The 18,398-nt window shown below is 63.6% G+C and carries 22 protein-coding genes; 17 read left to right on the forward strand and 5 right to left on the reverse strand.

The genetic code is table 11. The features are described 5' to 3' along the window. Positions 1–2 precede the first annotated feature (2 nt). The 10 genes from DDF70_RS06205 to DDF70_RS06250 all read left to right on the forward strand — a co-directional run bounded on the left by DDF70_RS06205 (position 3) and on the right by DDF70_RS06250 (position 6,943). Entirely contained in the window at positions 3–401 is a 399-nt protein-coding gene (locus tag DDF70_RS06205) for a hypothetical protein (protein WP_114943994.1), read from the forward strand. 49 nt (positions 402–450) lie between these two features. Then, entirely contained in the window at positions 451–963 is a 513-nt protein-coding gene (locus DDF70_RS06210) for a rod-binding protein (RefSeq protein WP_114943995.1), read from the forward strand. Positions 964–1,006: 43 nt separating this feature from the next. Continuing rightward, entirely contained in the window at positions 1,007–1,351 is a 345-nt protein-coding gene (locus DDF70_RS06215; RefSeq protein ID WP_114943996.1) for a magnesium transporter CorA family protein, read from the forward strand. Beyond that, the gene (locus tag DDF70_RS06220) at positions 1,348–1,797 is read left to right on the forward strand and encodes a hypothetical protein (RefSeq protein WP_170316039.1); all 450 of its coding nucleotides are present in this window, start codon (positions 1,348–1,350) and stop codon (positions 1,795–1,797) included. Before DDF70_RS06215 ends, DDF70_RS06220 begins: the two co-directional genes overlap by 4 nt. A 51-nt stretch (positions 1,798–1,848) precedes the next feature. Further along, the gene (locus DDF70_RS06225; RefSeq protein ID WP_114943997.1) at positions 1,849–2,232 is read left to right on the forward strand and encodes a response regulator; all 384 of its coding nucleotides are present in this window, start codon (positions 1,849–1,851) and stop codon (positions 2,230–2,232) included. A 4-nt stretch (positions 2,233–2,236) separates the two neighbouring features. Beyond that, positions 2,237–3,352, forward strand: a complete 1,116-nt coding sequence (locus DDF70_RS06230; protein WP_114943998.1) for a protein-glutamate methylesterase/protein-glutamine glutaminase — start codon at positions 2,237–2,239, stop codon at positions 3,350–3,352. Next, on the forward strand, positions 3,349–4,200 hold the full coding sequence (locus tag DDF70_RS06235; protein ID WP_114943999.1) for a CheR family methyltransferase: 852 nt from the start codon (positions 3,349–3,351) through the stop codon (positions 4,198–4,200). The genes DDF70_RS06230 and DDF70_RS06235 overlap by 4 nt, the downstream gene beginning before the upstream one ends. 395 nt (positions 4,201–4,595) lie before the next feature. Beyond that, the gene (locus tag DDF70_RS06240; protein ID WP_114944000.1) at positions 4,596–5,456 is read left to right on the forward strand and encodes a flagellin N-terminal helical domain-containing protein; all 861 of its coding nucleotides are present in this window, start codon (positions 4,596–4,598) and stop codon (positions 5,454–5,456) included. A gap of 82 nt (positions 5,457–5,538) precedes the next feature. Further along, the gene (locus DDF70_RS06245) at positions 5,539–6,096 is read left to right on the forward strand and encodes a hypothetical protein (protein WP_114944001.1); all 558 of its coding nucleotides are present in this window, start codon (positions 5,539–5,541) and stop codon (positions 6,094–6,096) included. A gap of 61 nt (positions 6,097–6,157) precedes the next feature. Then, positions 6,158–6,943, forward strand: coding sequence for a DUF1217 domain-containing protein (locus tag DDF70_RS06250; protein WP_114944002.1), 786 nt, complete (start codon positions 6,158–6,160; stop codon positions 6,941–6,943). Here DDF70_RS06250 and DDF70_RS06255 read toward each other — a convergent pair whose 3' ends face one another. Further along, positions 6,944–7,324, reverse strand: coding sequence for a hypothetical protein (locus DDF70_RS06255; protein ID WP_114944003.1), 381 nt, complete (start codon positions 7,322–7,324; stop codon positions 6,944–6,946). Between the two features lie 173 nt (positions 7,325–7,497). On the opposite strand from DDF70_RS06255, the gene DDF70_RS36405 reads away from it, so the two are divergent. Next, positions 7,498–7,635: a hypothetical protein gene (locus DDF70_RS36405; RefSeq protein ID WP_162820237.1), complete on the forward strand. Its 138-nt coding sequence runs from the start codon at positions 7,498–7,500 to the stop codon at positions 7,633–7,635. 331 nt (positions 7,636–7,966) lie between these two features. Further along, on the forward strand, positions 7,967–8,641 hold the full coding sequence (locus tag DDF70_RS06260) for a transglutaminase-like cysteine peptidase (RefSeq protein ID WP_114944004.1): 675 nt from the start codon (positions 7,967–7,969) through the stop codon (positions 8,639–8,641). A 79-nt stretch (positions 8,642–8,720) separates the two neighbouring features. Here DDF70_RS06260 and DDF70_RS06265 read toward each other — a convergent pair whose 3' ends face one another. Continuing rightward, positions 8,721–9,317, reverse strand: coding sequence for a hypothetical protein (locus DDF70_RS06265; RefSeq protein WP_114944005.1), 597 nt, complete (start codon positions 9,315–9,317; stop codon positions 8,721–8,723). 200 nt (positions 9,318–9,517) lie between these two features. On the opposite strand from DDF70_RS06265, the gene DDF70_RS06270 reads away from it, so the two are divergent. Then, entirely contained in the window at positions 9,518–11,188 is a 1,671-nt protein-coding gene (locus DDF70_RS06270; RefSeq protein ID WP_114944006.1) for a methyl-accepting chemotaxis protein, read from the forward strand. A gap of 24 nt (positions 11,189–11,212) precedes the next feature. Here the strand turns inward: DDF70_RS06270 and DDF70_RS06275 are convergent, their stop codons facing one another. Next, positions 11,213–11,656: a response regulator gene (locus DDF70_RS06275; RefSeq protein WP_245435387.1), complete on the reverse strand. Its 444-nt coding sequence runs from the start codon at positions 11,654–11,656 to the stop codon at positions 11,213–11,215. A 167-nt stretch (positions 11,657–11,823) separates the two neighbouring features. Between DDF70_RS06275 and DDF70_RS06280 the strand changes: the two genes are divergently transcribed. The 3 genes from DDF70_RS06280 (at position 11,824) to DDF70_RS06290 (ending at position 13,404) form a co-directional block, all read left to right on the forward strand. Continuing rightward, on the forward strand, positions 11,824–12,219 hold the full coding sequence (locus tag DDF70_RS06280; protein WP_114944008.1) for a response regulator: 396 nt from the start codon (positions 11,824–11,826) through the stop codon (positions 12,217–12,219). Between the two features lie 54 nt (positions 12,220–12,273). Further along, on the forward strand, positions 12,274–12,696 hold the full coding sequence (locus DDF70_RS06285) for a response regulator (protein ID WP_114944009.1): 423 nt from the start codon (positions 12,274–12,276) through the stop codon (positions 12,694–12,696). A gap of 333 nt (positions 12,697–13,029) precedes the next feature. Continuing rightward, positions 13,030–13,404, forward strand: a complete 375-nt coding sequence (locus tag DDF70_RS06290) for a response regulator (protein WP_425374056.1) — start codon at positions 13,030–13,032, stop codon at positions 13,402–13,404. Positions 13,405–13,584: 180 nt separating this feature from the next. On the opposite strand, the gene DDF70_RS06295 is transcribed toward DDF70_RS06290, so the two are convergent. Then, positions 13,585–17,055, reverse strand: coding sequence for an indolepyruvate ferredoxin oxidoreductase family protein (locus DDF70_RS06295; RefSeq protein WP_114944010.1), 3,471 nt, complete (start codon positions 17,053–17,055; stop codon positions 13,585–13,587). Positions 17,056–17,213: 158 nt separating this feature from the next. On the opposite strand from DDF70_RS06295, the gene DDF70_RS06300 reads away from it, so the two are divergent. Further along, entirely contained in the window at positions 17,214–17,669 is a 456-nt protein-coding gene (locus tag DDF70_RS06300) for an Lrp/AsnC family transcriptional regulator (protein ID WP_114944011.1), read from the forward strand. 293 nt (positions 17,670–17,962) lie between these two features. Here DDF70_RS06300 and DDF70_RS06305 read toward each other — a convergent pair whose 3' ends face one another. Further along, positions 17,963–18,388, reverse strand: coding sequence for a PaaI family thioesterase (locus DDF70_RS06305; RefSeq protein WP_114944012.1), 426 nt, complete (start codon positions 18,386–18,388; stop codon positions 17,963–17,965). Positions 18,389–18,398: the final 10 nt, after the last annotated feature.

The raw sequence follows: 18,398 nt of genomic DNA on the forward strand, positions 1-18,398 counted from the left end.
CGATGAAGCAGCGGATCCGGAAAATCGATCGTATCCTGAAGGTGCAGCAGCATCTCCAGAAGGAGGCCGAGCTGAAGCTCGTCACCCTCGAGCGGAAAGCGTCCGAGCTCAAGCTTGCCCAGGAAACGCTGATCCACACCATGAACGATCATGAGACGCTTCACGGCCTCTTCGTCGATGTCGCGGCCAAGCGCCTGCAGGCGCTCGCGTCCCAGGCCAGCGTCGTGGAAAAGGCCAAGGTCGCCCAGAAAGCCGTTGCCATCGACAAGGCCATGCAGGCGAAGCGGGCGGAGAAGATGTTGTCCGGCCTCAAGGAGCAGGAACGCCGTGACAGCGAGAAGAAGGATCTCGCTTCCATCATCGAGCTGCTTGCAAAAGGCGAGGGCGCAAGCTTCCCGTAAGCTAGCCGGGTTAAACCTTCTCCCAAGTCTGAAATGTGAGAGATGCGAGATGGCGATCAGCCCGCCCTCAGATATTATCAACGACGTCGCCAGGGCCGCGGATCCCGCACGCTATCAGGCCGCGACCCAAAAGCTTGCCGATGGCGCATCCGCTCTGGACGGCGCCAGCTTCGACGACGCCATGAAGTCCATGGCAGGCCAGCCTCTGATGGCGCCCGGCGCCGACATCTACATGCTGCGAAACGCGCTTCGTAACGACGCCGAGTCAACAGGCGCGGCCAAGGCGAAGAAGGCTCATCAGGAATTCGAAGCCTATATCCTCCAGACGTTCGTCGAATCCATGCTGCCCAAGGATGCGGAGAACACGTACGGCAAAGGCAATGCAGGCTCCATCTGGAAATCCATGATGGCGGAGCAGATCGGCGCGCAGATCTCGAAGGCGGGCGGAATCGGAATCGCAAAGCGGCTTCTCGACGCGCAGGACGGCGCACGTTCGTCCGACATCCGGGTCCCTCCGACGCCTGCCTCGTTTTCAGGCCAGATCGAATCCAAGAAGACATGACGCGGCCGGTGCCGACCATCGTCCCTAAGCAGGAAGCAACACGATGCTGATGAAGTCCCTCGATCGCCTTGAAGAAACCCTGGATCTGGAAACGGCTGCCCTCATGGCGCGCGACCTGTCCAATCTGGACGAGTTCAACCGGCGCAAGAGCCAATGCCTTCTCGAGATCAGCCGGATGGTCCGGACGGCCGATATCCACGCCCTGGATCAGAAGGCGACGAAGCGCCTGCAGGGTCTTCAGGCCAAGATCGAAACGAACCAGGACATGCTGCGGCGGCACATGCAGGCCGTGCAGGAAGTTGCGAGCATCATCTCGACGGCCATTCAGAAGGCCGAGTCCGACAGCACGTACTCGGCCTACATGAACAAGGCGGGCTTCGGCGCATGATCAAGAACGTCATGGCGGGATTCTGGGTCTGCGCGGTCACGCTGGCTTCCTGCTATGCGGCCGTGACCTGGGCCGTCGGTAAGCCGCCCGCGGAGGAGAAGGGGAATTACGAGGGGCTTCAGTACAAGAAGCTGCCCGCGATGAATATCCCGATCGTTGCCGAGGGGGCCGTGCGGGGCTACGTGGTCGCGAACCTGGTCTTCACGGCCGACGCCAAGACCCTGCGCGAGATTTCCGTTCCGCCCGAGGCCTTCATCCAGGACGAGGTCTTCCGCCACGTCTATGCCGACGAGACGCTCGATTTCAAAAGGCTCTCCCGATACAACGTCAACGGCATGATCGCGAGCGTCCGGGAAAAGATCAACAAACGGCTGGGGGCCGAGATCGTCAAGGAGATCCTGGTCGAGAACTTCAACTTCGTCGACAAATCCGACATCCGTTCATAGCACCCACGCCTGTTCCGAAGTGGCCGGGCGATGAGGCCTGGAAAGATTTTCATGAACTATTGCCTGATCATTGATGACTCCCGCGTGATCCGAAAGGTCTCCCGCGACATCGTCGAAAGCCTCGACTTCCGCGTTTCGGAGGCGGAGAACGGCGAAGCAGGTCTTGCAGCCTGCCGGACCGAGATGCCGGACGTGATCCTCCTCGACTGGAACATGCCCGTCATGGACGGCTACAGCTTCCTCAAGGCGCTTCGGGCTACACCGGAGGGTCGTGCGCCGAAGGTCGTTTTCTGCACGACGGAGAACGGCCTCGACCATATCACGCGCGCTCTGGAAGCAGGCGCGGACGAGTACGTGATGAAGCCCTTCGACAGGGACATTCTCGCGGCAAAATTCCAAGAGCTGGGCGTTCTTCCGGCATCGCATTCGGCGTGAGATCATGGCTCTTTCTCCCGTAACCCGGACGAGACCGGCTCCCGGCCGTCTCACCCGCGTGATGATCGTGGACGACAGCGCGGTCATTCGCGGCATGATCGGCCGATGGCTCACCGAAGCGGGCGGCTTCGAGATCGTCGCGACGGCGTCGAACGGCCGGATGGCCGTCGATGCGGCGGCTCGCGCAACGCCCGAGATCATCCTGCTCGATCTCGAGATGCCCGAGGTCGACGGCCTTGCGGCCCTGCCGCTGATCCTGAAGGCGCAACCGGCGAGCAAGGTGATCGTGATCTCGACCCTCACACAGAGGAACGCGGAGATCTCGCTGAAGTGCCTCTCGCTCGGCGCGGTCGATTATCTGGCGAAGCCGGAAAGCGCCCGCGCTCCGGGCGCCGCGAACGAGTTCCGCCGCGAGCTCGTCGAGAAGATGCGGGCCTTGAGCGAAACGACGGCCCGGCCACCCCGAGTGTCCGCGGCGCTTGCTCCGAAACCGGCCTCTCCCGCGCCGCTGCCGCTTCCGCGGGCAGGCGCCACGAAGCCGCAATGCCTGCTCATCGGCTCGTCCACGGGCGGCCCGCGAGCCGTCGAGCGCGTTCTCATGGACATGAAGCCTGCGCTGTCGAGGATCCCGGTGCTGATCGTCCAGCACATGCCGGCGATGTTCACGGCCGTCTTCGCGGACCATCTTCAAACCCTGCTGTCCGTTCCGGCCCGGGAGGCGCGCGATGGCGACGCAGTCGCGCCCGGAACGATCCTCGTGGCGCCCGGCGGGCGGCACATGGGCGTCGTCTCGTCGGGAGGCAAGGCGATGGTCCGCTTGAATGACGGGCAACCGGAGAACTTCTGCCGCCCGGCCGTCGACGTGCTGTTCCGCGAGGCTGCGGCCGTCTACGGCGCGTCGGCGCTCGCCGTCGTCCTGACCGGCATGGGGTCTGACGGGACTCATGGCGCGCGCCACCTCACGAAGGCGGGCGCGACCGTGATCGCCCAGGACGAAGCGACGAGCATCGTCTGGGGCATGCCGGGCAGCATCGTGAAGGCGGGCCTCGCCCACGAGGTCCTTCCGCTGGAATCCATCGGCCGTTCGCTGAAAGGCCTCATCACCGGAGCTTCGACATGACCGAGGCCGAATTCGAAGCCCTGCGCGTGTTCCTCAAGGCCCGCTCGGGCCTGGCGCTTTCGCAGGACAAGCGCTACCTCGTCGAGAGCCGCCTCTCCTCCGTCTGCACGCGGTACAAGTTCGAGAGCCTTTCGCACCTCATCCGCGAGATCAGGACAGGCCGCGCGATGGCGCTCGAAAAGGCCACCATCGAGGCGATGACGACGAACGAGACCTTCTTCTTCCGGGACAAGACGCCCTTCGATCTCTTCCAGGACGTCCTGCTGCCCAAATACCTGAAGGAGCGGGCAGCAAGCCGCAGGCTTCGCATCTGGTGCGCGGCGGCGTCCAGCGGCCAGGAGCCGTATTCGCTTGCGATGATCCTGAAGGAGGCGTCCGCCCGGATGCCCGGCTGGCATATCGACATCGTCGCGTCCGATATCTCCACGGACGTGCTGGAGAAAGCGAAGGCCGGCGTCTACAACCAGTTCGAGGTACAGCGCGGGCTGCCGATCCGGCTTCTCGTGAAGTACTTCACGCAAGTAGGGGAACAGTGGCAGATCTCGCCCGAGATCCGCGCCATGGTGGATTTCCGCTACCTCAATCTTCTCGACGATTTCAGCCGCCTGGGACCCTTCGACATCGTCTATTGCCGCAACGTGCTGATCTATTTCGATGCCGCCCTGAAGGCCGACGTGCTGCGCCGGATCGCCAACCTGATGGCGGCGGACGGCTCGCTCCTGCTCGGCGCCTCGGAGACCGTTCTCGGCGTGACCGATGCCCTGACGCTCGATCCGGCTCATCGTGGTCTCTATACGAAGACGCCGCTCGCCAGGACACCGAAGATGGTGGCCATCGGGGCCCGTTGAGCTGCTGGCGGCTGATCCTGCCGTCTCTGAAAACGCCCAGCCCCGTGGCTGGGCGTTTTCTTTTATCGGGTGCGGGCGAATATGGTTAACAAATTGTAAACACGACGTTTTTTGCGATTGGCGATGTTTTTTGTGCTTGACGCAACGGACGGGTGCCCGTAAAGAATGAGGCACAAGCACCGCAGACGAAGCGCTTTCGCTTCGGGTGCCAAGAAAGCACTATGGTACGCCTTCGATTGAAGGCCAGGCATGATGCCGATCCATTTTGCCGGTAAAGCCCGGATGTCATGTGAGCAGCGGATCGAGATTTCCCTCGAGGCATGAGGCCACTCCGCTGGGTCGGTTAAACTCCGACATTCCCTGAAAAAATCTCACATCATTCAAGGAAGAAGCACATGTCTTCGATTCTCACGAACTCCAGCGCACTCACCGCTCTCCAGAACCTGAACAACACCCAGCGCAACCTGAGCAAGACCCAGAACGAGATCTCGACCGGCCTGAAGGTCGCGACCGCGGCCGACAACTCCACCAACTGGTCCGTCTCGACCAAGATGAAGGCCGAGAACAGCGTCGTCGGCACCATCAAGGACAAGCTGAAGGAAAACTCCGCTCTCGTGAAGACGGCCACGGCTGCTCTTCAGCAGGTTACTGAGACGCTGACCTCTATGAAGGAGCAAGCCACTCAAGCCGCAGATGTCGACGGGACCAGCGGGTATACCGAGGTTAACAAAGCTCTCGCGGGCCTTGGGAAGACTCTGTCTGGCCTTATCAACGGCGCAAATTTCAATGGAGTGAACCTCCTCAACAATGCCACTGCACCAATCAATATCGTCACGGGCTATACGGCCGCTGTGACAAACACTGCCACTCCGGCTGTTACTACTGCGGGCTCCTTCTCAACGGTTGCGATTACACCGAAGAACCTGGTTACAGACTTGGCCAGCTCGATTACTCCTGCCACTGTCAACTCGAAGGCCACCGCGGAGACCCTGTCGAGCGAACTGGATCTCGCCCTTGATATCGTCCGGACTTTCGGAGCCGATCTGGGCGCGGTGCAGAACCAGATCGACGCTCAGTCGAAGTTTCTTGACGCCCTGTCCAACTCGTTGACCAATGGTATCAGCTCCATGGTCGATGCCGACATGAACGAGGCTTCCACCCGCCTGCAGGCTCTGCAGACGCAGCAGCAGCTCGGCGTTCAGTCGCTCTCGATTGCGAACCAGAACAGCCAGATGATCCTGAAGCTCTTCCAGTAAGAGCCTCCTGATCGCTGACAACGAGGCCCCGTCTTGCGAAAGGCGGGGCTTTCTTTTTGGATTGCTCGCGGAACGCTGAGCCATGTTCACGACATTTCATCGCGCGACCGCGTTCGCGTTCGCCTGCGCCATCGGGGCGGCCGCTCCCGATCTTTCCGCCACCGCCGCGACTAGCGCTCTGCGGGCCTGGAACTATGCCCTCCAAAGCGACCAGAGCGGCCTCCCGAACCGAGCCCTGGCGCAGATCCGCGGCGAGGGGGGGAGCTCCCTCTGGTTCTCCTGCACGAAGGTTTCGGGGGAGGACGAGCCGCCACAAGTGGCCGTTGCCGCCACCGTGATGCAGAAAGCCTATCTCGGACCTAGCGACTATCGGGGGCGGAGCACGGTCTATTGGCTCGACGACCGTCCGCCGGAGGTGGCGCACTGGATCTATCGCGACCGCTACGGTCAATTGCGTGGAGAAAACGAAGTCATGGACTTCGTCGCAAGCCTCGCGACAGCACAGACGCTTATCGTGGAACTTGCGAATTTCCGGCTCGAGCCGCAAAGCGTGAAGTTCGCTCTCGATCCCGTCGAGACGCATGCGGTGGTCGAACGATTCTCGAAGGATTGCCGGTCCATCGCGACGGCGAAGAACTAGCAAGACCTGATCGGCCGCGCGTCCCCGACCGGATGACGAGCGCCGACCATAGGAGTGAGCCATGATCAGCACGATGACCCGTTACCAGATGTTGCAGACCAACACGGCGCTGACCAAGACGCTCACCCAGAACGACGCGATGGTCAAGCGCGACACCGAATACTACCAGGCGAACATCTCGAAGGTGAAGACCATCGACGATTTCATGAAGGACTACCGCCTCTACAGCTATGCCATGAAGGCCTACGGCCTCGAGGACATGATCTACGCCAAGGCCTTCATGAAGAAGGTGCTCACCGAAGGTGTCACGGATACCAAGAGCATGGCGAACAAGATGACGGACAAGCGGTACATGGAATTCGCCAAGGCGTTCGACTTCGTCGCGAAGGGCGACAAGGCCACATCCCAGGCGAGTGCGACCACGGAAGCCGTCAGCAAGTATTACCAGCAGACGCTGGAGAAGAAGGAAGGCGAGCAGAACGAGGGCGTGCGGCTCGCGCTCTATTTCAAGCGCAAGGCGTCGAGCGTGACCACCACGATGGGGCTACTGGCCGACAAGGCGCTCCTGAAATTCGTGCAGACCACGTTCAACATTCCGACCGGCGCGTCCAAGGCGGATCTCGACCTGCAGGTCCGTAACCTGGAGAAGCACATCAACATCAAGGATCTTCAGGATCCCAAGAAGGTCGACAAGCTGATCCAGCGGTTCTCCGCCATGTATGACATGAACAACGTGAGCGCTGCCACGGCAGCCCCGGTCCTGACCCTGTTCTCGGAGCCTGCCGAAGCAGGCGTGAGCGTCGACCTGATGATGAGCATCAGCAAGCTCAGGCTCGGAGGCTTCTAATCAGCCTTTCGCCGAGATCACGTCCTCGACGATCCTCTCATTGAGCGGCATCGCGTCGTACGGCGCGTTCACCACGAACACGCCGCTGCAGATGGTGGTGACCTTGCGCACCGGCGCGTGATGCTTGTCGGCGCCGATCAGGTAATTCACCGTGTAATAGGGCTCGCCGCCGATGAAGGCGGTCTGTTTGCTCTCGAAGATGTAGCCGACCTGGCTCGGGCTGATCCGATAGACCGTTCGAGGCGGCCCCCAGGCGGCAATGCGCGCCGAGATGGGCTTGCCGATATAGTCCGAGCACGACAGGGCGAGGGGCTCCTGGACCGCCGGCACGCAGCCGCCGACGCCAAGGGCAGCTGCAAGTGTCGCAAATAGCGTTCTCAAGACAATCCCCCGATCCGATGCTCCAATATGCACTATACCGGCGATCGGGAGCGGATGAAGTTTTTCCTGCGAGTGTAGTGAATCACCACATGCACGTGGTGAGGTCGCGTCAGGTTCGGGCAAGATTCCGGCATCATATTGAAGGAGTGCCTCCATGTGATGAGGAGAGATCCATGGCAGTCGTTCTGGTGCCGGTCGTCGCAGCGTCCCTGGTCGGGCTGATTGGAACGCCCGTCATCCGTCTCATGATGTCATCTGCGAGAACGAGGCATTGGGCCAGAAGTCGCAGCATGGCGCAGGGCCGGCACTGAAGCAAACCGAGCCGCTCTGCGCATCAGCGGCGAATGGAGCGGGCATCCCCGGCGGGGAACTTGCGGAAGAGTCTTCGCCACATTCGTCCAGAGAGCCATTACACCGTATTCGGATGCGAACACTGCACTGAAATAAACGTCATTGTATTGGCGCGCTTCGATGCTGATCTTTCCTCTTCATTTGAAGAGGTCGCGGGCGGCGATTGCTTGTTCTGTTGCTGGAAGTCAACAGTGCCGGATCGTTCGTGATCTTGCGGCACTTTCGCGCTTGCGCCGCGCACCCGCTGCTGACAGCTTTATTGAAAATAATAAAACTGAACAGGTGCGGGGCATGTGCGGGATTACTTTCAGACCTTCAGGACGGCGCAGTAAACGCCTTCATCGTCTCTTCGCTTCGGCAGGTCTCGCGGCCCTTGTTCTGTCCGCAACGCCCGGAGCCGGATCGGCGCTCGAATTTCCTCAATTCGCCGTGCGGGCGCCCGGCGATACGCTTTTTGCCGTCGGAGCCGCCGGGCCCACGCCGGCCTGGATCGAGTTCTGCACGCAGCTGCCGAAGGAATGCGCGCACAATCCATCGGAGCCCGACACGATCGTTCTCGATCAGGCGACCTGGAAGCTAATCGTCGACGTGAACGAGCAGGTGAACAAGGAGATCGTGCCGGTCACCGACCAGGATCACTGGGGCGTCGCGGATCGCTGGGACTACCCGGATGACGGCATGGGCGACTGCGAGGACATTCAGTTGCTCAAGCGCCGCCGTCTCACGCAGGCCGGCCTGCCGCAGCGGGCCCTTCGCATGACGGTGGTGATCGACGAACTGGGCGCGGGCCACGCGGTTCTCATGGCGAGGACGGATCGCGGCGACTACATCCTCGACAACAAGCGCAACGCCGTTCTGCCCTGGCAGCAGACAGGCTATCGCTATGTGAAGCGGGAAGGGTCGGACAGCGTGGATTGGGTCTGGCTCGGAAACCAGGCTGCGCCGGTCGCGACCGCAACGAAGTAAGCGGCGCGCCTCTCAGACAACGCCGCTTTCGGTTTTTCTCAGAATGTCAGGTTAGGCGCGGCGGTGCGCTCTGCGCTCGTCAGCTCGACGCCCGCGCGGGAGACTGCGTGATCATCGTCTCGGTCGTCAGGACCACCCAACCGGCATCGGAACGCTCGATCGAGATCACCTGACCGATGCCGGGCAGGGTCATTCCGGGCGTGACCCACCAGATGCCGTCGGGACCTTCGATCAGGGCGGACTCGTCCGTGGCCCGATGGAGAACGTAGCGCTGGAACTGCGGGCCGCTGCTGGCGCTCTTCGACGTATCGCCCTTGCGACCTGCGCTCAGCTCGACGTCCTTCTTCGCCAGGGAGCCCGTGGTCGCGGGGTTCAGATCGATCGTGCGCGTCAGGTTCGCTGTCACGGCCTTGCCGATCGTCGTGTCGGCCACGGCGCTCGTGAGATAGCTGTAGCTTTCACTGAAATGCAGGGCATAGACCGGCAGGCCGATGGCCGAAAGGGTGAGAGCCAGGCCGAGGCACATCACGATGCGGTCGCCGACCGCCTCTCGCGCGCGGATGGATTCCTCGATCCGCTGCACCTTGCGCTCCCGCCGCTCGGCCGTGGAGACGTGTTCCCTGGCGCTTCCAGCCCTGGCTACCTGCTCCAAAACCTTGTCGAACCGAACGCCCATGGAAACCGCCACGTTAAGAACCGCGTGCAATCTTTCCTATGGTCGTATGCTTAAGAATTCGTCACCCGAAGCGGCGAAACTTGGCCGTATACCTCCAAAGAGTGAGTGCAGGTTTCGAACAAGCCTCGCGCAAGCCACTGCGCGCTACCATCACGGGTCTTTCGAAGATGTTGCAGGGGCATCGCGCGCCGGGGTTTATCATGAAAATTAGGACGAAGATTTTTGCGCTTGTAGCGGCCTTGAGCCTTGTCGCGATTGTGACGGCCATCGTGGGCGTCAACACGTTGCAGACCTATCACCAGGCCGTCGATGACGTCCGCCTTGCGGCCACACGCGCCCTTTACGGCGAGCGTCTCAACCGGCTGGTGACCCATGTGGTCATGGAAGCCAGAGGCATCTATGCGTCCAAGGATACGGCCGAGGCCCGCAAGTTCGGCGACGGTCTTCTCGCCACCTTGAAGGACATGGATGCGCTGCTGAAGGAATGGGAGCCGATCGTCCCGGCCGACAGCAAAGTCCTGTTCGATGCGGTCACGAGGGATGCGGCGGAGTTCGGCAAGTTCCGCTCCGAGACGGTCCGCCTGGGGAGCGAGGTCTCGCCCGCCGCCGCCAATGCGCAGGGCAATACCGAGGCGAACCGCGCCAACCGGAAAGCCTTCCAGGTCAGCATCGATGCCTTGACCAAGCGCGGCAGCGAGGAGATCGAGGCGGTCAACCGGCGCACGGCCGAACTCTACGACCAGCGCCTGATGCTGCTCATCGGGATCGCGCTTGCAGGCACCGTGCTCGCGCTGCTGATCGGCTGGCTCGTCGGCCATCGGCAGATCGCCCAGCCCCTGAAGCACGTGACCGAGGCCATCCGCAGACTCGCCTCGGGCGACTACGACCTGCCGCAGGCCAAGGCGGGCAAGGATGAGATCGGCGATATCTGGCAGGCGACGCAGGTTTTCGCCGGCGCCATGCAGGAAGCCGACAATCTGCGCCATGCGCAGGCCGAAGCCGAGAAGCAGGCGGCGGAACGGCGCCGGATCGACATGATGGCGCTCGCCCAAAGCTTTGAAGGCAGCGTCGGTGGATTGGTGCAGCATCTGTCCGTCGCCGCGCAGCAGATGGAGGCCACGGCCCGCTCGATGGCGTCGACCGCGCAGCAGACGAATCAGCAATCGAACTCGGTGGCGGCCGCCGCCGAGGAAACGTCCAGCAACGTGCAGGCCGTCGCGGCGGCGGCGGAGCAGCTCGCCGCCTCGTCCAACGAGATCGGCTCGCAGGTGTCGCAGACCTCCATCGCGGCGGCCCGCGCCGTGCAGAATGCGCGCAGGACCAACGCGCTCGTGGAGACGCTGGCGGAGGGCGCGCAGAAGATCGGCGAGGTCGTCGCCCTGATCAACACCATCGCGAGCCAGACCAATCTTCTCGCGCTCAACGCCACCATCGAGGCGGCCCGCGCGGGAGAAGCCGGCAAGGGCTTCGCCGTCGTCGCCTCCGAGGTGAAGGAGCTCGCGAACCAGACCTCGCGGGCGACCGAGGAGATCGGCGCGCATATCCACCAGATCCAGCAATCGACCAAGGATGCGGTCGAGGCCATCCGCGACATCGGCCTCACCATCGAGGAGGTGCACCAGATCGCCACCAGCGTCGCGGCCGCCGTCGAGGAGCAGCAGGCCGCCACGCAGGAGATCGCACGCAATGTCAGCGAGGCGGCGAGGGGCACGCAGGACGTGAGCGAGAGCATCGTCCAGGTCCAGGGCGCCGCGACCCATGCGGGTTCGGCCGCGTCCCAGGTGCTGGCAGCGGCGGGAGAGCTGGCGGCCAACTCGAACGCCCTGAGCCGGGAGGTCGAAGGCTTCCTTCAGGGGGTGCGGACGGCTTGAGCCGTCCGGATGCCGTCACTGACCTCAGGCGGTCTTCGACACGGGCGGTGCCGCGCCGCCCGAGCCGTCCTGCGCGCGGGCGCGGGCGGCCTGGGCCTTCTCGACGGCGGCTCGGACATGCGACAGCAGGGTCGCCTGGGAATAGGGCTTGGCCAGGAAGACCGCTCCCGGCGGCAGGTCGTTCTCCCGCGGCCACTCCCGGCCCGACGCGATGAGAAGCCCGATCCAGGGCCAGCCCCGGTGGATCTGCCACGTCAGGTCGAAGCCGTTCATGCCGGGCGGCATCTCGACATCCGAGAACACCACGTCGATCCCGATCTCGGCCTTCAGGACCGTCAGGGCCTCTTCCGCGTCGGCCGCCTCGATCACGTGGAAATGCGCCTCCATGAGAATGTCGGCCGCCACCAGCCGCACGAGCGGCTCGTCTTCCACCAGAAGAATGACGCCTAAGGATTTCGGATCGGACAAGAGGCCAACGTCAGAAAAGGGATAGCGCGAGGAAGGCGCAACGCGCCCATTGATAGACTGTTCCGCCCCGTCAGACCAGCAAATTGACGGAAACCGGTGCAAACTCCCGGGAGAACCCTTGGGACGCACGCACGTTGTCCGCGTATTGTATCGCGTCAGGGGCAAAGATGAGCGCTGCATCCGTCACGGTCCTTCCACGCCGGACACCTCCCACCATCCTCGTTGCCGAAGACGACGTCCGGGTCCGCTGCCTCGTCAGCGACGAGCTGCGCGGCGCCGGCTTCAGGGTCCTGGAAACCGGGTCCGCCCAGGAGACCCTGACGGTTGTCGACGCCGTCCGGGTCGATCTCCTGTTCATCGCCCTCGATCTGCCGGGGGCGCAGAGCGGGCTGGAGACCGCCCAACTGGCCGGCGCCCGGCAGAAGCCCATGAGGATCATCGTCGCCTCCGCGGACGGCGACGTCGATTCGGGCGGTCTCGGTCCTGTCGTCCGAAAGCCCTATCCCGCGTCCGAGGTCGTCGGCCTCATCAAGAGCAGCCTCAACTGGCCCGAGCCCGCATGAGGCGCCAGGACATCAGGAAGGGAACCAGGACAAAAGCTCAGCGGTTAGATTGCCGTGAGCACCCTATCGACGAACATCACGGCCGACGCCGAAACCCCACTCCCGACCGTCCTCGTGGTCGAGGCCGACGTTCTGGTGCGCCTCGTGATCGCGGATTACCTGCGCGAATGCGGCTACCGGGTCCATGAGGCCGTGAACGCCGAGGAGGCCGTGGCAATCCTCCAGTCGCCGGAGGTCTCCGTCGACGTGGTGTTCAGCGATGTCGAGATGCCCGGAACCATGGACGGCTTCGGACTGGCGCGGTGGATCCGCACCAACAAGCCGGGGACCGAGGTGATCCTCACCTCCGGGGCGGAACGCTCGGCCGACATCGCCGCGACCCTCTGCGAGGCCGGCCCGCTGCTGAAGAAGCCGTATCCGTCCCAGGACGTGGTCGACCGGATCAAGCAGCTCACGGCGAAAGCCAAGCGGTCCTGAAGGCAAAATCCGCATCGCCTTTAGCCCTCATCCTGAGAGTCTGACTCGTAAAGCACGAGGAGCTCTCCTCCCCCTTGTGGGGAGGAGGTGGGGGTGTGAGCGATAGCCTATGAAGGTCTGGCGCCGACACCCCCACCCCGGCTGCTTCGCAGCCACCCCTCCCCACAAGGGGGAGGGGATACCCGCGCCACTTGATGAGCCAGCCTCTCAGGATGAGGGCCGTGTCCTGAAGGCTTGGATGGCCTCACGCCTGTGCGAGCCGTGGGAACCGGATCACAGCAGGCCCGTTTCTGGTGCATGAAACCTCATCGCAGAATTGTAAGACAGCCGGTCGTGCTCCTGGTTGAAGACGAGCCGCTCGTTCGTCTGACCCAGGTCGACATTCTGCGCGAGGCCGAGTTCTGGGTCGTCGAGGCTCAGGATGCCGACGAGGCGTTCGAACTGCTGAAGACCCGCCCGGACATCTCGGCCGTTCTCACGGATGTGGACATGCCGGGTTCCATCGACGGTTTCGAGTTCGCGCGCCTCGTCCGGCAGGGCTGGCCCGAGGTGGGCGTTCTCGTCATCTCCGGCAAGACCGGCCCCGGCCCCGGCGACATGCCGCCCAATGCGGCCTTCCTGCACAAGCCTATCCTCCCCGATGATCTGGTGGCCGCCCTGACGAAGGTCATGAAGGCCGCGGAGGGCGGAGTGAGCCAGGGGACTTGAGGCGGGTTCGCGACTTCTCGTTTCTCAAACGCCCCTGACAACCCGCCACGTCATGGCCGGCCTTGTGCCGGCCATCCCGATGCCGTGAAGCGCTGCGTCTCAATCAAGCGAGATCACCGGCACAAGGCCGGTGATGACGTGCGGGTGGTACGGTGCCAAGTCCGGGTGGCGAGACTGCCCTCAAGCCCGAACGGCCTGCGGGGCGCGGGTGTCGATCACCTCCGGCGCCGCTGCGGAACGGTTCCACAGTGTCTGGACCTGTGACTGAACCTGATGGATGGCCGCGTCCTTGACCGGGCCGTAGCCGCGGATGTCCATGGGCGCCTTGGCGATGGCCACGAGATCCGCGAAGGGCCGTTGATCGAGAGCACCAAGGATCCTCTCGACCTGCGCTTCATACCAGCCGACGAGCGCCCGCTCGGTGCGCCGCTCCGCCGTATAGCCGAAGATGTCGAACGGCGTGCCGCGAAGCACCTTCAGCTTGGCGAGAACGGACATGGGCGTCTGGAGCCAGGGGCCGAAGCTGCGCTTCTTCGGACGGCCGCGTGCATCGCGTTTTGAGGGCAGGAGCGGCGGCGCCAGGTGATAATGCACCGTGAAGTCGCCCTCGAATTGCTGCTTCAGCTCGTCGAGGAAGCCCGTCTCCATGTGGAGGCGCGCGACCTCGTATTCGTCCTTGTAGGCCATGAGCTTGAAGAGCGAGCGCGCCACCGCGTCAGTCAACGTCTCGGAACCGAGAGCACGCTCAGCCTCGCGGACCCGCGCCACCGTCGAGGCAAAGCGGGCCGCATAGGCGGCGTTCTGATAAGCAGTGAGGAACGCGACCCGCCGGGCGATCACCTGATCGAGCGTCTCGACCTGTTCGGGCTTGTCACCTGCAACCTGGTGCACGACGTCGGGATCCGCGCTGAGCAGCCGGCCCCAGGCGAAGGCCTGCCGGTTGCGCTCGACGGTGACGCCGTTCAGTTCGATGGCGCGGGAGAGGGCCTCGAGCGACACCGGCACGAGGCCCTGCTGCCACGCGAAGCCGAGCATCATCACATTGGCATAGACCGTGTCGCCGAGCAGCGTTTCGGCAAGAGCGTTGGCGTCGAGCGTCGCCATGTTGCCGGCGCCGATCACGCGCTCGATGGCGCGAAGCCGCGTGCGGCTCGCAAGATCCGCATCGCGGAAACGCACCACGTCGCCGGTCGGCATCTCGGCGGTGTTGACCACGGCGCGCGTGCCGTGGCGATAGGTGCCCGACGCCTTGGGCGAGGAGCTGACGACGACATCGCAGCCGATCAGCGCGTCGGCCGCGCCCTGGTCGATGCGCACCTGATGCAGCGCATCGGGATCGGCCGCGAGCCGGACGAAGCTCAGCACGGGGCCGAACTTCTGCGCGAAGCCCGTGAAGTCGAGCACCGACACGCCGTGTCCTTCGAGATGCGCCGCCATGCTGATGAGCGCCCCGATGGTGACGACGCCGGTTCCGCCGACGCCGGTCACAAGAAGATCGAAAGGCTTTGAAAGCTCCGGGAGGTCAGGGAACGGCAGTGTCGCGGCGCGCGCGGCTGCGTCGAATCCACTTGTGGTTTTCGCCCGGCGCGTGGCGCCTTCCACGGTCACGAAGCTGGGGCAGAATCCCTCCAGGCAGGAAAAGTCCTTGTTGCAGGTGGAGAGGTTGATCTTGCGCTTGCGTCCGAACGGCGTCTCCTTCGGCTCCACGCTCAGGCAGTTCGACGCGACAGAGCAGTCGCCGCAGCCTTCGCAGACGAGGTCGTTGATATAGGCGAAGCGCTTCGGGTCTTCCATCTGCCCGCGCTTGCGGCGGCGGCGCTTTTCCGTCGCGCAGGTCTGCTCGTAGATCAGCACCGTGACGCCGGAGATTTCGCGCAGTTCCTTCTGCACCGCATCGAGATCCTCGCGCGGATGGATCGTCACACCCCTCGGCAGATCGGTGGAACTGAACTTCTCCGGATGGTCGGACACGAGCGCGATGCGCGACACGCCTTCCGCGCGCACGCTGTGCGCGATGGCGTGGACGCTCACGGGTCCGTCGACCGGCTGGCCGCCCGTCATGGCGACAGCGTCGTTGAACAGGATCTTGTAGGTGATGTTGGCGCCTGCCGCGATGGCCTGCCTGATCGCCATGGAGCCGGAATGGTAATAGGTGCCTTCGCCGAGATTCTGGAAGATGTGGCCCTGGCCCGTGAACTTCGATGACGCCGCCCAGTTGACGCCCTCGCCGCCCATCTGGATCAGCGACGAAGTCTCCCGGTCCATCCAGCTCGCCATGAAGTGGCAGCCGATGCCCGCGAGGGCTTTCGAGCCTTCCGGCACCTTGGTCGAGGTGTTGTGCGGGCAGCCGGAGCAGAAGTAAGGCGTGCGCGTCGCGCCTGGAACGGCGATCACGCGCTCCGGTTCGGGCGTCAGCGCGGCGGCGCGCTGCGTGAGAGAAAGATCGGGGAAGATCGGATCGAGACGCCTTGCGAGAACGCCCGCGAGGAAGCGCGGCGAGAGTTCGCCCGTCCAGGGAATGAGCCGCTCGCCGGTCTCATCATGCTTGCCGACCATCCGTTCGGGCTTCGAGCCGGGATAATCGTAGAAGTATTCCTTGAACTGGCTTTCAATGATGCCGCGCTTTTCCTCGATCACGAGGATCTCGCGCTTGCCTTTCACGAATTCCATGGCGTCGTGCAGGGCAAGCGGCCACACCATGCCGACCTTGTAGATGTCGATGCCATGCGCGCGGCAGGCGGCCTCGTCGAGACCGATGAGGCGCAAGGCCTCCATCAGGTCGAGATGCGCCTTGCCGGCGGTGACGATGCCATAGCTGGCGTTCGGGATGTCGTAGATGCGCCGGTCGATGGGGTTGGCCTTCGCGAAGGCATAGACCGCGTGCTTCTTCGCCTCCATGCGCTCCTCGATCTGCGGTCCCGGCAGGTCCGGCCAGCGGTAATGCAGACCACCGGGCGGCGGCGTGAAATCAGGCTCGAGGAATTGGCGCGGCGGATGCAGCTCCACGGAGACGCCGGATTCGACGATCTCCGACACGGCCTTGAAGCCGACCCACATGCCGGAGAAGCGGCTGAGCGCATAACCGTATTCGCCGAATTCGAGATATTCGCTGACGCTTGCCGGATGGAGCGTCGGCATGAACCAGCTCATGAAGGCGACATCCGATTGATGCGGCATCGAGGAGGACACGCAGCCGTGGTCGTCGCCGGCGATTACCAGCACGCCGCCATGGGGCGACGAGCCGTAGGCGTTGCCGTGCTTCAATGCATCGCCCGAGCGGTCGACGCCCGGGCCCTTGCCGTACCAGAGGCCGAACACGCCCTGCACCTGCCGGTCGGGATTGGTCTCGACCTGCTGCGAGCCGAGGACGGCCGTCGCGGCGAGGTCCTCGTTGACGGCGGGCAGGAACTCGATCCGGTGGGCCTTCAGCTGCTCCTTCACGCGCCAGAGTTCGAGATCGACGCCACCGAGCGGCGATCCGCGATAGCCGGATACGAAGCCGGCGGTGTCGAGCCCCGCCGCCTTGTCGCGCTTGGCCTGGTCGAGCACGATGCGGACGATGGCCTGGGTGCCCGTGAGGAAAACCCGGCCGGTCTCGCGGGCATAGCGGTCGGCGAGCTGATAGGAATCGAGTGACGGAACGCTTTTCATCAGCTTCCTCCCGGAGCAGGGCGCTTTTCGTTGATCTCCAGAATAATCCCGAACGGCTGGTAGATGTTTCCTATTCCTTCCCTCTGCGCCTCATGTTGCGGTAGATGTTGCGAGTACAAGCGCTATAAATGGCAGAACCTACCAGGGAGGGCGCCGCCATGTTGGACAGGCAGGACGAGCATATTCTGGCGCAGCTCCAGAAGGAGGGGCGCACGACGAACCAGCAGCTCGCCGAGGATGTGGGCATGTCCACATCAGCCTGCTGGCGGCGCGTGCGCTCGCTCGAAGAAACGGGCGTGATCGTGGGCTATTCGGCCCTGGTCGATCGGGAGAAGGCGGGGTTCGCCACCTCGGCGATCCTGCATGTGTCGCTCGAACGGCACGATGCGAAATTCGTCGACGAGTTCGTGTCCCGCGTGACGGCGCGAGCCGAAGTGATGGAGTGCTTCGCGACCACGGGGGACGCCGATTATCATCTGCGCGTCGTCGTACGCGACATGAAGGCCTACAACGCGTTTCTCGACGAGTTCATGTTCCGCCTGCCCGGCATCCGCTACGTGCGCACCAACGTGATCCTCAAGGAGATCAAGACGAGCGTGGCGCTGCCGTTTTGAGCGGGAGTTTCAGGAGGGTTTTCGACGCACACCACGTCATCACCGGCCTTGTGCCGGTGATCTCAATAGATTAGGGCGCACCGCTTCACACAATCGGGATGGCCGGCACGAGGCCGGCCATGACGGGAAGGTCGAACGCAACTTGCGAGGTGTAGCGCTGGTTCACCTCTCCCTGAGGGAGAGGTCGACGCGCGCCGGCGCGGCGGGTGAGGGGTTACAGGTCTATCCGGAGAGCGCTCTCCCCCTCACCCTCGCTGCGCTCGACCTCTCCCCGCCGGGGAGAGGTGAAGGCGCTAAGCCTTTGCGGTCTCACCCAGCAACGCATAAGCGAGCTGCGCCATCGCGACAGGCCGCGCGTCCCCATCGGTGGTGAGCGTCACGCTGCCGAACGCCATGGTGCGTCCAAGCCGTACGACTTTCGCCTCCGCGAGCACATCGGCATTCGCCGCGGGACGCAGGAAGTGCATGGTCTGGTCGACCGTGGTCATCGGCCGGTAGGCGCCGCCGGCGGACGACACGGCGAACACCATTGCGGTGTCGGCAAGGCTCATGAGGGCCTGTCCGCAGATCACCCCGTTGTCGCGGCAGAGCTTTTCGGAGAACCGCATGCGTAAGATTGCGCCTTCCTTATCGAGGCTCTCGATGGAGAGGTCGAGCGCCTGCACCCATGGCGCGAAGACGCTTTCGAGCATCGCCTCGGCGGTCGCCCGGTCGAACATGAAGGATCCC

Source organism: Microvirga calopogonii (assembly GCF_003347665.1).
Lineage (GTDB): Bacteria > Pseudomonadota > Alphaproteobacteria > Rhizobiales > Beijerinckiaceae > Microvirga > Microvirga calopogonii.